13 protein-coding genes are annotated in these 14,396 nt (G+C 69.0%); 6 read left to right on the top strand and 7 right to left on the bottom strand.

What is annotated here, in order from left to right:
* Positions 1–103: 103 nt before the first annotated feature.
* The gene (locus ASE31_RS00825; protein ID WP_200961054.1) at positions 104–1,015 is read right to left on the bottom strand and encodes a LysR substrate-binding domain-containing protein; all 912 of its coding nucleotides are present in this window, start codon (positions 1,013–1,015) and stop codon (positions 104–106) included.
* A 100-nt stretch (positions 1,016–1,115) separates the two neighbouring features.
* Here ASE31_RS00825 and ASE31_RS00820 point away from each other — a divergent pair, with 100 nt between their 5' ends.
* Positions 1,116–2,213 (top strand): tartrate dehydrogenase, encoded by a 1,098-nt coding sequence (locus ASE31_RS00820; protein ID WP_057199650.1) that lies wholly within the window; start codon positions 1,116–1,118, stop codon positions 2,211–2,213.
* 15 nt (positions 2,214–2,228) lie between these two features.
* Here the strand turns inward: ASE31_RS00820 and ASE31_RS00815 are convergent, their stop codons facing one another.
* Genes ASE31_RS00815 through ASE31_RS00795 form a run of 5 tightly spaced genes read right to left on the bottom strand, consistent with a single transcriptional unit; the run spans position 2,229 to position 7,418 of the window.
* Positions 2,229–3,170 carry an EamA family transporter gene (locus ASE31_RS00815; protein ID WP_057199649.1) on the bottom strand — a complete coding sequence of 314 codons (942 nt, stop codon included), beginning with the start codon at positions 3,168–3,170 and terminating at the stop codon, positions 2,229–2,231.
* The gene (locus tag ASE31_RS00810; RefSeq protein WP_057199648.1) at positions 3,167–4,186 is read right to left on the bottom strand and encodes an SDR family oxidoreductase; all 1,020 of its coding nucleotides are present in this window, start codon (positions 4,184–4,186) and stop codon (positions 3,167–3,169) included. Before ASE31_RS00810 ends, ASE31_RS00815 begins: the two co-directional genes overlap by 4 nt.
* A complete protein-coding gene (locus tag ASE31_RS00805) occupies positions 4,183–5,115 on the bottom strand; it encodes a bile acid:sodium symporter family protein (protein WP_082603968.1) in 933 nt (310 codons plus the stop codon). The genes ASE31_RS00810 and ASE31_RS00805 overlap by 4 nt, the downstream gene beginning before the upstream one ends.
* Before the next feature lie 48 nt (positions 5,116–5,163).
* On the bottom strand, positions 5,164–6,531 hold the full coding sequence (locus tag ASE31_RS00800) for an NAD(P)/FAD-dependent oxidoreductase (protein WP_235514197.1): 1,368 nt from the start codon (positions 6,529–6,531) through the stop codon (positions 5,164–5,166).
* A gap of 26 nt (positions 6,532–6,557) precedes the next feature.
* Positions 6,558–7,418 (bottom strand): SDR family oxidoreductase, encoded by an 861-nt coding sequence (locus tag ASE31_RS00795; protein WP_057199647.1) that lies wholly within the window; start codon positions 7,416–7,418, stop codon positions 6,558–6,560.
* Between the two features lie 113 nt (positions 7,419–7,531).
* Between ASE31_RS00795 and ASE31_RS00790 the strand changes: the two genes are divergently transcribed.
* A complete protein-coding gene (locus ASE31_RS00790) occupies positions 7,532–8,293 on the top strand; it encodes an IclR family transcriptional regulator (RefSeq protein WP_057199646.1) in 762 nt (253 codons plus the stop codon).
* Positions 8,294–8,297: 4 nt separating this feature from the next.
* Here the strand turns inward: ASE31_RS00790 and ASE31_RS00785 are convergent, their stop codons facing one another.
* Positions 8,298–9,254, bottom strand: a complete 957-nt coding sequence (locus ASE31_RS00785) for a LysR substrate-binding domain-containing protein (protein ID WP_057199645.1) — start codon at positions 9,252–9,254, stop codon at positions 8,298–8,300.
* A 115-nt stretch (positions 9,255–9,369) separates the two neighbouring features.
* On the opposite strand from ASE31_RS00785, the gene ASE31_RS00780 reads away from it, so the two are divergent.
* From ASE31_RS00780 to ASE31_RS00765, 4 genes are read left to right on the top strand one after another with little or no spacing between them, the layout of a single operon-like run.
* On the top strand, positions 9,370–10,362 hold the full coding sequence (locus tag ASE31_RS00780) for a tripartite tricarboxylate transporter substrate binding protein (protein ID WP_057199644.1): 993 nt from the start codon (positions 9,370–9,372) through the stop codon (positions 10,360–10,362).
* Between the two features lie 31 nt (positions 10,363–10,393).
* A complete protein-coding gene (locus tag ASE31_RS00775; RefSeq protein WP_057199643.1) occupies positions 10,394–11,941 on the top strand; it encodes a UxaA family hydrolase in 1,548 nt (515 codons plus the stop codon).
* Between the two features lie 28 nt (positions 11,942–11,969).
* A complete protein-coding gene (locus tag ASE31_RS00770) occupies positions 11,970–13,439 on the top strand; it encodes an NAD-dependent succinate-semialdehyde dehydrogenase (RefSeq protein ID WP_057199642.1) in 1,470 nt (489 codons plus the stop codon).
* 22 nt (positions 13,440–13,461) lie between these two features.
* On the top strand, positions 13,462–14,271 hold the full coding sequence (locus ASE31_RS00765) for an aldolase/citrate lyase family protein (RefSeq protein ID WP_057199641.1): 810 nt from the start codon (positions 13,462–13,464) through the stop codon (positions 14,269–14,271).
* Positions 14,272–14,396: the final 125 nt, after the last annotated feature.

Genomic DNA, 14,396 nt, shown 5'->3' with positions numbered 1-14,396 from the left:
CGTTGCGGGCTTTGCCAAGGCGGCCAGCCTTGGCCGCAGCCCGCGCCTTGCGCTGCATCCCGCTGCCACCCCGGCGCACAGCCGATTTCTCGGTTTCAGTGGACTAGCCGATCCCGGACCACTCCTTTTTGAAGTGGTCCTGCAGAAACTCCACGCACACGCGCACCTTGGCCGACAGGTGCAGCCGCGTGGGGTAGACGGCCCAGACGTTGGCGTCCTGGCGCCATTCGGGCAACACCTGCACCAGGTGCCCGGCCTTCAGGTGGGGCTGCACGTCCCACAGCGAGCGCAGCGCAATGCCGCGCCCGTCCACGGCCCACTGCACCACCATCTCGCCGTTGTTGGCCGACAGCGGGCCACGCACCTTGACCATGTCCTCCACAGCGCCGCTGCGCAGGCGCCACACGCCAAAGGGATGGTCGCGCTCCTTGATCACCAGGCAGTCGTGGCTCGACAACTCGGCCAAAGCGCGCGGCGTGCCATGGCGCGCCAGGTAGGCCGGCGCGGCGCACAGCACGCGGTGGTTGTCTGCCAGGCGCCGCGCGATCAGGTGCGGGGCGATTTCGTCGCCCACGCGCACGTCCAGATCGAAGCCTTCGCCCGCCACGTCCACCAGCCGGTCGAACACCTCCAGCCGCACCTGCAGGCCCGGGTGCCGCTCCACCAGGCGCGACAGTGCCGGCGCCACGATGCGCCGGCCAAAGCCGAAGCTGCTGCTCACGCGCAGCAGGCCGCGTGGCTCGCGGCGCGTGACCGCCACCTCCTGCAGCAACTGGTCCACGTCGTCCAGGATGCGCTGCGCCCAGTGGAACACGCGCTCGCCCTCCTCCGTGACGGCCACGCGCCGCGTGGTGCGGTGCAGCAGTTTCACGGCCAGGTCTTCTTCCAGCAGGCGGATGCGCTTGCTCACGTAGGCGGGCGAGGCGCCCAGCTCGGTGGCGGCGTCCGCAAAGCTCGATTTGCGCACGACCACGGTGAAGACACGCAAGTCCTCGGTCGATGGGCTTTTATGCACGATGTGTGAAGAATGGATACACAGGCGGTCGATTGTATTTTGGACCGTGCTGTCCAACAATGCAGGCCACGCACCCTCCACCCTCCAAGGAAGACATCTGATGAGCAGCAACAGCACCCAGTACACGATCGCCGTGATCCCCGGCGACGGCATCGGCAAGGAAGTCATGCCCGAAGGCCTGCGCGCCGTGAAGGCCGCGGCCGAGCGCTTCGGCATCGCCCTCACCTGCCGCACCATCGATTGGGCCAGCTGCGACTACTACGCCGAGCACGGCCAGATGATGCCCGACGACTGGAAGGCGCAGCTCGCGGATGTGGACGCGATCTTCTTCGGCGCCGTGGGCTGGCCGGCCACCGTGCCCGACCATGTCTCGCTGTGGGGTTCGCTGCTCAAGTTCCGCCGCGAGTTCGACCAGTACATCAACCTGCGCCCCGTGCGCCTGTTCGAGGGCGTGCCCTGCCCATTGGCGGGCAGGAAGCCCGGCGACATCGACTACTTCGTGGTGCGCGAGAACACCGAGGGCGAGTACACGTCGCTCGGCGGCATCATGTACGAGGGCACGGACCGCGAGATCGTGATCCAGGAGTCGGTCTACTCGCGCAAGGGCACCGACCGCCTGCTGCGCTTCGCCTTCGACCTGGCGCAGAGCCGCCCGCGCAAGCACGTGACGCTGGCCACCAAGAGCAACGGCATTGCCATCAGCATGCCCTGGTGGGACAAGCGTGCCGACGAGGTGGCCAAGGACTACCCCGAGATCACGCTGGACAAGCAGCACATCGACATCCTGACTGCGCGCTTCGTGCTGCAGCCCGGCCGCTTTGACGTGGTGGCCGCGACCAACCTGTTCGGCGACATCCTCTCGGACCTGGGCCCCGCGACCACCGGCACCATCGGCCTGGCCCCTTCGGCCAACCTGAACCCCGAGCGCACCTTCCCCTCGCTGTTCGAGCCGGTGCACGGCTCGGCGCCCGATATCTACGGCAAGAACATCGCCAACCCCATCGCCATGATCTGGTCGGGTGCGCTGATGCTGGACTTTTTGACCAACGGCCAGGGCGCCGGGCGCGCGGCGCACGACGCCATCGTGGCGGCCATTGAGGCGGCCTTGAAGGAAGGCCCGCTCACCCCCGACCTGGGCGGCAAGGCCAGCACCACGGAGCTGGGCCAGGCCATCGCTTCGCGCATCGCCAAGGCATGAGGCAACGCGGGGCTTTCAGCCCCGCTTCCACCATAGATGGCCGAACTGGTTGATGAGCATGCCGCAGAGCACCGCGCCGGTGCCCGCCCAGTGCGCGGGCGCCGGCTGCTCGCCCAGCACCAGCATGGCGGCCAGCAGGCCCACCACCGGGATCAGCAGCGAGAACGGCGACACCCGCCCCGCCGGGTGGCGCTGCAGCAGCCGTGTCCAGAGGCTGTAGGCCAGCAGGGTGGCCAGCAGCGCCAGGTACAGCACCGCGAACAGCGCACGGCCGTTCAGGCCTGCGAGCTGCGCGGCCACCACGGCCGGGCCATCGAGCCACAGCGCCAGGGCGAAGAAGGGCACGATGGGCACGGTGCTGCTCCAGACGATGAACGGGAACGGCGCGTAGTCGCCACCCGCGCGCGCCGCAAAGCGCACCACCAGGTTCGAGGTGGCCCACATGAAGGCCGCGCCCAGCGTGAGCACGAAGCCCGCCAGGCTCATCTGCAGCGCGCCCTCGCCATGGGCGCTAGCGATCACCAGCAGCCCTGCGAACGCCACCGCCAGGCCCAGCCACTGCGCTGGCCGCGCACGCTCGTGCAGCAGCGTGACGGCGAGGATCAGCGTGAAGAAGGCCTGGGTCTGCATGACCACCGAGGCCATGCCCGCCGTCATGCCCAGGCGCAGGCCCAGGAACAACAGGCCGAACTGCCCGAGGCCCTGCGCCAGGCCATAGGCCACGATGAAGCGCCAGGGCAGCGCCGGCCGGCCCACGAAGAGCAAAAAGGGCAGCGAGGCCGTGATGAAGCGCAGCGTGCCGAGCAGCATGGGGCTGAGCGTCTGCAGGCCCATTTTCATGACCACGAAGTTCGAGCCCCAGATGACGATGACGGCCAGCGCGCAGGCCAGGTCGCCTTGCGACAATGCGCGGGGCGGTGCCGCACCCACCCCCGACGGCGTGGCCGCCGTGTTCATGCGCGGCCGCCTGCCAGCACGTTGGCCACGGCCACGGGCCGCCCCTGCTGCTGTCGCGCTGCCACGAAGGCATCGAAGGCCTGCGCGCTGGTCTTGCGCGGCACATAGCCCAATTGCTCCTTGAGCGCGGTGTTGAGCAGCACCGGCCGGTAGCGCAGAAAGTCGAGCTGCTCGGGGCCATAGCGGCTCAGGCCCAGGCGCGAACCCACGAACAGGGCCGACTGCAGCAACCAGGCCGGCAGGTCGAGCGTGCGCTTGCCCAGGCGCGCCGCGATCTGGTGGATGGTCAGCGCCCCATCGCCCGCCAGGTTGTAGCAGCCAGGCGCCGCGCCATCAAGGGCATGCAGCAGCGCGCCGGTCACGTCCTCGTCCCAGATGAAGACGAAGGGGCTGTCGCTGCCGCGGATGGCCAGGAGGCGGGGCTTTTCGAACAGCGCGGTGATCTGGTTGTCCACGCGCTCACCCAGGATGGTGCCGATGCGCAGCACCGTCTGCGCCAGCCCTGGATGGCTCTGGCGCCATGCGGCCAGCATCTCCTCGACCAGGCGCTTGTGGTGCGCATAGGCAAAGCTTTCGTTGCCGCGCAGCGGGTGCGACTCAGTGAGCCAGGGCGCGTTGTCGGCGTGGTAGCCATAGGCGGCGCCGCTGGAGGACACAAGCACATGCCGCACGCCCTGGGCCGCGCAGGCTTCGAGCACATTGCGCGTGCCGTTCACGTCCACGTCGTATTCGAAGGCCCGGTTCGAGTCGCGGCCCGGCGTGACGATGGAGGCCAGGTGCACCACGGTGTCGATGGCATGGCGCTGCAGCGTGGCGGCCAGGGCCTTGTCGCGCACGTCCTGGGCCTGGTAGGTGATGCCCGGTTGGCGGCGCTCGGGCGGTACCTCGCGCACGTCCAGGGCCACCACGGTGCCGGTGTCCAGCCGCCGGGCCAGCGCCGCCAACACGCCACGGCCCAGGAAGCCATCGGCCCCGGTGATGAGGATGTTGCGGGCGCGCGGGGCCGGCGCGCTCATGCGCCCTCCCCTTGCGCCAGCACGGGCGCGCCCACGGGGTCCTTGCGCCCCCACCAGCTGGCCAGCGCCAGGCCGGCGATGATGTCCCAGAAGCCCCAGACACCCGCCACCACGGCCATGCCGCCCAGGCCGCCAAAGAAGCTGAAGATCACCACCAGGCCCAGCCCTGCGTTGCGGATACCGACCTCGATGGCCACGGCACGCCGGTCATAGTCCTGCAGGCCCGTGAACCGCGCGCACAGGTAACCGGTGCCGAAGGCCAGCGCATCGTGCAGGGCCACGGCCAGCAGCACCATGCCCACGTAATCGAGAAAGAAGCGCCAGTTGCCCGCGATGGCACCCAGGATGAAGCCGATGAGCGCCAGGAAGCTGGCGATGCGCACGGCCTTCTTCACGCGCTGCGTGAGGCGCGGCAGGTGGTGCGCGCACAAGAGGCCCAGCACGAAGGGCACACCGATGATGGCGACGATGTGGCCCACCATCTCCAGCGGGTCGAGTGCAATGGTCTTGAGCAGCGGTGCGGCCGTGGGGTGCATGCCGCCCCAGAACGCGAAGTTCAGCGGCATGACCACGATGGCGATGGCGTTGGAAATCGCCGTCATGGAGACCGACAGCGCGACGTTGCCGCGCGCACGGTGCGTGAGGATATTGGACACGTTGCCCGGCGGGCAGCAGGCCACCAGGATCATGCCCAGCGCAATGCTCGGCCCCACGCCGAGCAGCAGCGTGAGCACATAGGTCACGGCCGGCAGCACGATGAACTGCGCGGCAATGCCCACGGCCATGGCCCAGGGCATCTTGGCCACACGGCGAAAGTCGTCCGCCCGCGTGTCGAGCGCGATGCCGAACATCAAAAAGGCCAGCACCGCGTTTAGCAGCATCAGCGATGCGGGGTTGAAGTTCAGGCGGATCTCGTCGACGGGCAGCATGGTATTTGTCTCCTCGGTGGGCTCGGTGGCCCTTTTCTTGTGGTGCGGTCAGCCCAGGGCGGCAGCGGCGTTGCGCACGGCGGCGCGGTAGGTGTCCTTGTGTACGTAGTACGCCATGCGTTCGAGCTGCAGGTACTTGAAGCCACCCGACAGGTCTGGCGGCGGGCCCTGCACGGCGGCCTCGAAGGCGCGGGCGGCTGGCGTGTCGGCATCGAGCGCCTTGAAGTAGCGCGCCACCAGCTCGGCCTGCTCGTAGCGGCCCTGCCAGCCGATGCCGCTGGCCTCGATCATCCCCAGCACCGCCAGGCGGCGCCGACCGGGTGCGAAGATGTTCAGGTGCAGGCGCGGCGCCATGCCCTGCCAGTTGAGCAACTCGCGCGCGATGAAGGGGTAGTGCAGCGTGTAGCCGGTGGCGGCGAGCACCATGTCGTAGTCCTGCTGGGTTCCGTCCTTGAAGTGCACCGTGGCGCCATCGAAGCGCGCGATGTCGGCCTTGACGTGGATGTCGCCATGGCCCAGGTGGTGCAGGATCAGCGAGTTCACGATGGGATGCGACTCGTACATCTTGTACGTGGGCTTCGGGAACCCGAAGCGCGTGGGGTCGCCCGTGAACCACTTCAGCACCGTGCTGTCCACCTTCTGCTTGAGCCAGGGCGGCAACGGCCGCTTGCCGCCCAGCGTGTCGGCAGGCTTGCCGAACACGTACTTGGGCACGAAGTAGTAGCCGCGCCGCACAGAGATGTCGACGCTCTCGGCGTAGTGCACGGCATCGACCGCGATGTCGCAGCCCGAGTTGCCCGCGCCCACGATGAGCACGCGCTTGCCCTTGAACTGCTCGGCATGCTTGTAGGCCGAGGTGTGCAGCAGCTCGCCGCTGAAATGCCCTTCGAAGCGCGGCATGCTCGGCTCGGCCAGCGTGCCGTTGGCGATCACCACGCCCTTGTACTCGGCCGCTTCGGTGCCCCCGTCCGCCGTGGCGATGGTCACGCGCCACAGCGTGTCCTCGCTGTCGCTGACCGGCTCCACCTTGAGCACGCGCACGCCGAAACGAAAGTGCCGGCGCAGGTCGAAATGCTCGGCAAAGTCGCTGAAGTAGCGGCACAGCTCGCGGTGGCTGGGGTAGTCGGCCACGCTGTCGGCCATTGGGAATTCGCTGAACTCGGTGGTGCGCTTGCTCGAGATCAGGTGGGCCGAGGCATACACCGTAGAGCGCGGGTTGGCGATGTTCCACAGCCCACCCACGTCGGTATACGCCTCGAAGCCCTGGAACGGGATGCCGAGCTTTTGCAGATTGCGCGCACCGGCCAGGCCCGAAGGGCCGGCACCGATGAGTGCAATCGAGCCCCGCGTGGCAGGGGTGGTGGTGTCCACACAGGCCTTGAGGCCAGCGGGAGCGTTGCGGAGATCGTCTTGCATGGGTGCCTGGCGGGGAAAGTGAAAGGTCAACGGGTTTCGGCAGGCGTTGCGCCATCGGCAGCGCCCGACAGTCCAGGGATGGCGGTGGCCCCCGCCTCGCCCACGCGCGGCTTGCGTGGCTGGCCGCGCAGCAGGCGGTCGTAGGTGGCGGCGGGCAGGCAAGCCAGCAGGCGCGAGAGCCAGCCGATGTGCCGCGGCAGCACGATGTGCTCGCGCCCGCGCGCCACGCCCGCCAGCAGGGCGCGGGCTGCGGCATCGGGCTCCATCAGGCCGGGCATGGCAAAGCGGTTGCCAGCGGTAAGTGCCGTGCGCAGGTAGCCCGGGCTCACCGTGTGCACGGACAGCCGCGTGCCCCGGCACTCGGCGCGCAGGCTTTCGAGGTAGCGGATCAGCCCGCCCTTGCTCGCGCAATAGGCGCCATTGCCGGGCATGCCGCGCCAGCCCGCGATGCTGGCCACGCCGACCAGGGCGCAGCGCGGCCCCTGTACGGCATGCGCGCGCAGTGCCTGCACAAAGGGCTGGAAGGTGGTGGCAGGGCCGAGCAGGTTGATTTCCAACATGCGGCGCATCACGGCCAGGTCACCGGTCTCTGCGGTGTCGAAGCCGCCCGCCACACCCGCGTTGGCGATCACCAGGTCGGGCAGGCCGGCACGCGCCATCCAGTCGGCGGCCACCTGCGCCATGGCGGCGGCATCGGCCACGTCGGGCGTGTACACCGCACAGCGCTCGGGCGCGGTGGCGGCCAGCGTTTCGAGCACCGGGCGCTGCAGGCCCACCAGCGCCACCTGTGTGCCCTGGGCCAGCAACTCACGCACCAGGGCCTGGCCCAGGCCGCCACAGGCACCTGTGACGACGGCATTGCGAAAGGGACGGGGGCTCACAGGCATGGGAGGAAGGGGTTGTTTACAGAACGCAGGCGGATGTCTACGATGCGCCCACTGTAGGCCAGGCCTCACAAATCCCGGAATATTTTCTTATTTCGTCTCGAAATCAGAGATTCATGACCGAAAACACTGCTCCATCACCCGGCCTGCGCCTGTTCGACCTGCTCGAACTGCTGGTGCGCGAGGCCCGCCCACTCACACTGGCCGAGGCCGTGGCCGCCAGCGGCTGGCCCAAGCCCAGCGTGCACCGGCTGCTGGTGCAGCTGGAGGCCGGCGGCCTGCTGGCGCGCGAGCCCGACGGCCGGCGCTACGCACCCGCGCCGCGCTTGCTGCGCCTGGCCGAGGCCACGCTGGCTGGCAGCACGCAGCAGGGGGTGCGCCACGCCGTGCTGCGCCAGTTGGTGGCAGAGGTGGGCGAGAGCTGCAACTTCACGGCCCTGTCGGGCGCCGAGGTGGTGTACCTGGACCGCATCGAGTCGGCCTTTCCGCTGCAGATGAACCTGCGCCCCGGCACGCGCGTGCCCGTGCACTGCTCGGCCAGCGGCAAGCTGTTGCTGGCGCACATGGCCGCGGGCCAGCGCAACAAGCTGCTGGATGGGCTTGCGCTCACGCGCCACACCGCGACCACGCTGACCACGCGTGCCGCGCTCGATGCCGAGTTCAAGCGCATCCGCAAGGAGGACTACGCAGTGGACGCCGAGGAGTTCGTCGAAGGCCTGGTGTGCGTGGCCGTGCCGGTGCGCGGAGCGGACGGCAAAAGCATCCGCTGCGCCGTGGCGCTGCAGGCCCCGGTGGCGCGCATGTCGCTGGCGCAGGCGCTGGAGAAGTTGCCGCGGCTGCAGGTGGCGGCTGCAGCGCTGGCGCGCACCTGGAGCTGAAAGCTCAGCGCTTTGCGCGCGGCTTCTTGCGCATGCCGCCAGCCACCTGGCGCAGGCAGTCGATCAACTGCTCGGTGCTGGGCGTGGGCCGCTGGCCGCGCAGGGTGATCAGGCCCACAGGCGGCAGATCGATGGGCACGGCCAAGGGCAGCACCGCCACCTGCCCCTGCGCCGCAAAGTGCTGCGCCACCGAGCGCGCCATGAAGGCCACGGCACCACGCTGGTGGATGAAGCTCAGCTGCGTGAGGAAGGAGGCCGACTCCACAATGTCGGCCGGCGGGTGCAGGTCGTGCGCAAAGAACATCTGGTCCAGCTTGACGCGCAGCGAGGCCCAGGGCGGCGGCATCACGCAGGGCAGCGCGGCCAGGTCGGCCCACTGTGGTTTGCGCTTTCGCGCCAGCACATGGCCGGGCTGCACGACCACGGCCATGGGCTCGGCATACAGGGCCTCGGTCTCCAGGTCGGGCGAGGCGTAGCCGGGCTCCAGGCGGCCCACGAAGAGGTCGAGTTCGCCCAGGCGCAGCTTGGGCAGCAGGCGCGTGAGGTCGCCCTCCTCGACCAGCACCGTGGTGTGGATGGAGCGCGCCTTGAGCCGCTCTACGGCCTGGGCCAACAGCACCGGCGTGGCCACCACCATGGCGCCCACGCTGGTGCGGCCGCTGGCACCGCTGGCCTCGGCCGCGATCTCGGCGCGCGTGCGGTCGTAGCCGGCCAGCACCGAGCGCGCAAAACGCACCACACTCAGGCCTGCGGCCGTGGGCTCGGTGCCGCGCGTGGAGCGGTCGAATAGCGGCAGGCCGAACATGCGCTCGATCTCGGCCAGCGTCTTGGAGACAGCAGGCTGCGTGACCGACAGGAACTCTGCCGCACGGCCCAGGTGGCGGAACTGGTCCAGCGCCACCAGCATCTGCAGGTGGCGCAGCTTGAGGTTGGAGCGCAGGACGCGGTCGATGCGGGTCATGGGGTTTCTCTTGATTCATGTCTTGCAGGCTATGAAGAGAGTCCATAGTTTCATTGGATTGTTATGCATCGCCTGAGAACAATCGCGGCTCCCGATCAAAAAAATGGAGACAGACATGAACGACACCCCACGCCAGGACCGGCGGCAGCTCATCCTTGGCGCCCTCGGGGCCACTGCGCTCGCAGCCACGCATGGCAAGCTGTTCGCGCAGGCCTACCCCGAACGCCCCATCACCTTCATTTGCCCCTGGCCCGCAGGCGGCACGGCCGACCAGTCGATGCGCACCCTGTGCACCGTCGCCGGCCGCATCCTGGGCCAGGCCATCGCGGTGGAGAACCGCGCCGGCGCCTCGGGCATGATCGGCTCCAAGGCCCTGGCCGCGGCCAAGGCCGACGGCTACACCATCGGCCAGATCCCCATCTCGGTCACGCGCTTTGCGCAGTTGGGCACCTTGCAGGCCGACCCGCGCAAGGATTTCACCTACCTGGCACGCACCTCAGGCCAGACCTTCGGCATCGCCGTGCCGGCGGACTCGCGCTTCAAGACCCTGAAGGACTTCGTCGACCATGCCAAGGCCAACCCCGGCAAGGTGACCTACGCCCACGCCGGCGTGGGCGGCGCCACGCATGTGGGCATGGAGGAGTTCGCGGCCGCGGCCGGCATCGCGCTCAACCATGTGCCCTACAAGGGCGGTGCCGAGGCGCTGCAGGGCGTGCTGGGCGGCCATGTGGATGCGCTGGCCGATTCCAGCTCCTGGGCACCGCATGTGGAGGCCGGCAAGCTGCGCCTGCTGGCCACCTGGGGCGAGCAGCGCACCGCGCGCTTCAAGGACACCCCTACCCTGCGCGAATCGGGCTACAACGTGGTGGTGGATGCCCCCAACGGCATCGGCGCGCCCAAGGGCCTGGAGCCGGCCGTGGCCGCCAAGCTGCGCGATGCCTTCCGCCAGGCCGTGGCCAGCCCCGAGTTCAAGGCGGTGGCCGACAAGCTCGACGCGCCGCTCCTGTACCTGGACGGCCCCGACTACGAGAAGTACGTGAACGCGGTGTACCTGAAAGAGACCGTGCTCATCGACCGGCTCAAGCTGCGCGAGTTGATGCGCAGCTGACCCCCTCGCGCCCCCAGAAGAAAAGATCCCGATGACTACCCCTGCGGCCTCTACCGACCTGTCCAGCCCTTTGCTGCACCTGCATCCCAACGACAACGTGCTGGTGGCCAAGACGGCCCTGGCGCTGGGCCAGTCCATCCCCGAACTGGGTGTGCGCACACGCGCCCAGGTGCCTGCCGGCCACAAGATCGCCGCGCGCCGCATCGCTGAGGGCGAGCAAGTGCGCAAGTACGACACCGTGATCGGCGTGGCCACGCGCGACCTGGAGCCCGGCGACTACGTACACAGCCACAACCTCAGGATCGTGGACTACTACCGCGACCCGGCCTTCGGCGCCGACGTGCGGCCCGTAGACTACCTGCCCGAGGCCGGGCGCGCCAGCTTCCAGGGCTTCGTGCGCGCCGACGGCAGCGTGGGCACGCGCAACTTCATCGGCATCCTGTCGTCGGTGAACTGCTCGGCCACCGTCATCAAACGCATCGCCGCACACTTCACGCCCGAGCGGCTGGCGGCCTTCCCGCATGTCGACGGGGTGGCGGCCTTTGCGCAGACCAGCGGCTGCGGCATGTCCTCGCCGAGCGAGCATTTCGACGTGCTGCGCCGCACCCTGGCCGGCTATGCGCGCCACCCCAACCTGGCGGGCGTGCTCATCGTGGGCCTGGGCTGCGAGCGCAACCAGGTCGATGCGCTGGTGGATTCGCAGGGCCTGAAGGCCGGCCGGCTGATGCGCACCCTGGTGATGCAGGAGGTGGGCGGCACGCGCGCCACCATCGAGGCCGGCATTGCCGCCATCGAGGCCATGCTGCCCGAGGCGAACGCCGCACGGCGCCAGCCGGTGAGCGCGGCCCACCTCAAGATCGGGCTGGAATGCGGGGGCTCGGACGGTTTCTCGGGCATCACCGCCAACCCTGCCCTGGGTGCGGCCATGGACATCCTGGTGCGCCACGGCGGCACGGCCATCCTGTCGGAAACACCCGAGATCCATGGCGTGGAATTCATGCTCACGCGCCGCGCCGTGAGCCCCGCAGTGGGCCAGAAGCTGCTGGACCGCCTGGCCTGGTGGGAGCGCTATGCCGCCGGCCAGAACGCCCAGTTCAACGGCGTGGTGGGCCATGGCAACCAGGCCGGCGGACTGGCCAACATCTTCGAAAAATCGCTGGGCTCGGCCATGAAGGGCGGCACCACACCGCTCCAGGCGGTGTACGAATACGCAGAGCCCATCACCCAGAGCGGCTTCGTCTTCATGGACTCGCCCGGCTACGACCCCGTGGCCTGCACCGGCCAGATCGCCAGCGGCGCGCAGCTGATCTGCTTTACCACCGGGCGTGGTTCCATGTTCGGCAGCAAGCCGGCGCCCACCATCAAGCTGGCGAGCAACACGCCCATGTACACCCGGCTCGAGGAAGACATGGACATCAACTGCGGCGTGGTCATCGACGAGGGTGTGTCCGTGCCCGCGATGGGCCAGCGCATCTTCGAGCAGATCCTGCGCCATGCCAGCGGCGAGGCCACCAAGAGCGAGGCCCTGGGCCTGGGCGACCATGAGTTCGTGCCCTGGCATCTTGGAATAGTCAGTTGAACACCCCCCTACCGAAGCCCACACTCCCATGCCCCTGACCCTCACCCGCGCTGACCTGCTGCGCAGCGCCAATTTCATCGCCGGCCAGTGGACGCCCGGCCCCGGTGCCCTGCTGGCAGTGACCGACCCCGCCACCGGCGCCACCATCACCGAGGTGCCCGACAGCGGCACCGCCGAAGCACTGGCTGCGCTCGATGCCGCGCACGCTGCCTTCCCCGCGTGGAAGAAGGTGCCGGCCAAGCAGCGCGCCCAAATCATCAAGCGCTGGAACGACCTGGTGCTGGCCCACCAGGACGACCTGGGCAAGCTCATCTCACGCGAGCAGGGCAAGCCCCTGGCCGAAGGCCGGGGCGAGGTGGCCTATGCGGCCAGCTACATCGCCTGGTTTGCCGAAGAGGCCACGCGCATGAACGGTGAGGTGATCCCCGCGCCGGTGCCAGGGCGGCGCATGTTCGCGCTGAAGGAACCCGTGGGCGTGGTGGCCGCCATCACGCCGTGGAACTTTCCGGCCGCGATGATCGCGCGCAAGATCGCCCCGGCCCTGGCCGCCGGTTGCACGGTGGTCTGCAAGCCGGCCGAGGACACGCCGCTGACCTCGCTGGCCCTGGTGCTGCTGGCCCACGAGGCGGGCGTGCCCGATGGCGTACTCAACATCGTGACGGCCTCGCGCGAGAAGACGCCCGAGGTGGTGGATGTGTGGCTGGATGATGCACGCGTGCGCAAGATCACCTTCACCGGCTCCACCCCCGTGGGCAAGCACCTGGCGCGGCGCAGCGCCGACACGCTCAAGAAGCTGTCGCTGGAGCTCGGCGGCAACGCGCCCTTCATCGTCTTCGAGGACGCCGACGTCGACGCGGCCGTGGACGGCCTCATGTCCGCCAAGTTCCGCAACGGCGGCCAGACCTGCGTGTGCCCCAACCGGGTGTTCGTGCATGAGCGCATCCACGACGTTTTCGCCAGCAAGCTCGCCGCCCGCGTGGCGGCGCTGAAGGTCGGCCCCGCGAGCGACCCCGCATCGCAGATCGGCCCCATGATCAACGACCGCGCGGTGCAGAAGATCGAGCGCCATGTGCAGGACGCCGTGGCACGCGGCGCCCGCGTGCTCACGGGCGGCGAACGCCTGCCGCAACTGGGCCCCACCTACTACGCGCCCACCGTGCTCGTGGGCGCCGACGCCTCCATGGCCTGCGCCTGCGAGGAAACCTTTGGCCCCGTGGCACCGCTAACGCGCTTCACCACCGAGGCCGAGGTGATCGCCGCAGCCAACGATACCCCCTTCGGCCTGGCGGCGTATTTCTACAGCAACGACGTGCGGCGCATCTGGCGCGTGGCGGACGCGCTGGAGACCGGCATCGTGGGCATCAACGAAGGCGTGATCGCGGCCGAGGCCGCGCCCTTCGGCGGCGTCAAGGAGTCGGGCTACGGCCGAGAGGGATCAACCCACGGCCTGGACGACTACCTGCACACCAAGTACCTCTGCCAGGGACAACTCGACTGACTGATGGATTGAGACAACGAACATGCCCGCCCACAACCCCTTCAAGACCGCTCTTGCCGAGCGCCGCCCCCAGGTCGGCCTGTGGCTCTCCATGGCCGACCCCTACCTCGCCGAAGCGGCCGCCACCTGTGGCTACGACTGGCTGCTGGTCGACGGCGAGCACGCCCCCAACGACGTGCGCAGCACCCTGGCGGCGCTGCAGTCGGTGGCGCCCCACAGCGCCCAGCCCGTGGTGCGCGTGGTCGAGGGCAGCACGGCCCTCATCAAGCAGATGCTGGACATCGGTGCCCGCACCCTGCTCGTGCCCATGGTGGATACGGCCGAGCAGGCGCGCGCCATCGTCTCGGCCACGCGCTACCCGCCCCTGGGAATCCGCGGTGTGGGCAGCGCCGTGGGGCGTGCCTCCGAGTGGAGTGCGCGCAGCGACTACCTGAACGTGGCCGATGACGAGGTCTGCCTGCTGGTGCAGGCCGAGACGGTGGCGGCCCTGAACAACCTCACGGCCATCTGCGCGGTGGACGGCGTGCATGGCGTGTTCATCGGCCCGGCCGACCTGGCGGCATCCATGGGCCACCGCGGCAACCCTGGCCACCCGGAGGTGCAGGCGGCCATCGAGGGGGCGATGAGGACCATCATCGCCAGTGGCAAGGCGGCGGGGACGCTCACTTCGGACCCGGTGTTGGCGCAGCGCTATCTGGATCTGGGATGCACCTTTGTCGCCGTGGGCGTGGATGTGCTGATGTTTGTGAATGCGGCGCGCAAGTTGCGGGTTCAGTTTGGGGGCAGTAGTGCTGCTGCTGGCGTACCGGCTCAAGCCAGTGCGGCGTATTGATCGCATGAGGACGGTAGTTGCTTCTCGCCTTTGCAGTGGGCGGGAGCCGGGGTGTGCGCCCGGCGGCGCACCTACCTTCTTTTGCCTCGCCAAAAGAACGTAGGCCAAGAAAAGGCGACCCCGCT

The organism is Acidovorax sp. Root217 (assembly GCF_001428645.1).
Taxonomy (GTDB): domain Bacteria; phylum Pseudomonadota; class Gammaproteobacteria; order Burkholderiales; family Burkholderiaceae_C; genus Acidovorax.
This window is presented reverse-complemented; position numbering and strand designations above follow the sequence as displayed.

Bases quoted from the DNA above. Each gene is read 5' to 3' on its own strand.
- ASE31_RS00820 (WP_057199650.1), top strand. From the start codon at position 1,116: ATGAGCAGCAACAGCACCCAGTACACGATCGCCGTGATCCCCGGCGAC.
- ASE31_RS00795 (WP_057199647.1), bottom strand. From the start codon at position 7,418: ATGCCTGTGAGCCCCCGTCCCTTTCGCAATGCCGTCGTCACAGGTGCC.
- ASE31_RS00800 (WP_235514197.1), bottom strand. From the start codon at position 6,531: ATGCAAGACGATCTCCGCAACGCTCCCGCTGGCCTCAAGGCCTGTGTG.
- ASE31_RS00815 (WP_057199649.1), bottom strand. From the start codon at position 3,170: ATGAACACGGCGGCCACGCCGTCGGGGGTGGGTGCGGCACCGCCCCGC.
- ASE31_RS00785 (WP_057199645.1), bottom strand. From the start codon at position 9,254: ATGACCCGCATCGACCGCGTCCTGCGCTCCAACCTCAAGCTGCGCCAC.
- ASE31_RS00770 (WP_057199642.1), top strand. From the start codon at position 11,970: ATGCCCCTGACCCTCACCCGCGCTGACCTGCTGCGCAGCGCCAATTTC.
- ASE31_RS00810 (WP_057199648.1), bottom strand. From the start codon at position 4,186: ATGAGCGCGCCGGCCCCGCGCGCCCGCAACATCCTCATCACCGGGGCC.
- ASE31_RS00790 (WP_057199646.1), top strand. From the start codon at position 7,532: ATGACCGAAAACACTGCTCCATCACCCGGCCTGCGCCTGTTCGACCTG.
- ASE31_RS00775 (WP_057199643.1), top strand. From the start codon at position 10,394: ATGACTACCCCTGCGGCCTCTACCGACCTGTCCAGCCCTTTGCTGCAC.
- ASE31_RS00805 (WP_082603968.1), bottom strand. From the start codon at position 5,115: ATGCTGCCCGTCGACGAGATCCGCCTGAACTTCAACCCCGCATCGCTG.
- ASE31_RS00780 (WP_057199644.1), top strand. From the start codon at position 9,370: ATGAACGACACCCCACGCCAGGACCGGCGGCAGCTCATCCTTGGCGCC.
- ASE31_RS00765 (WP_057199641.1), top strand. From the start codon at position 13,462: ATGCCCGCCCACAACCCCTTCAAGACCGCTCTTGCCGAGCGCCGCCCC.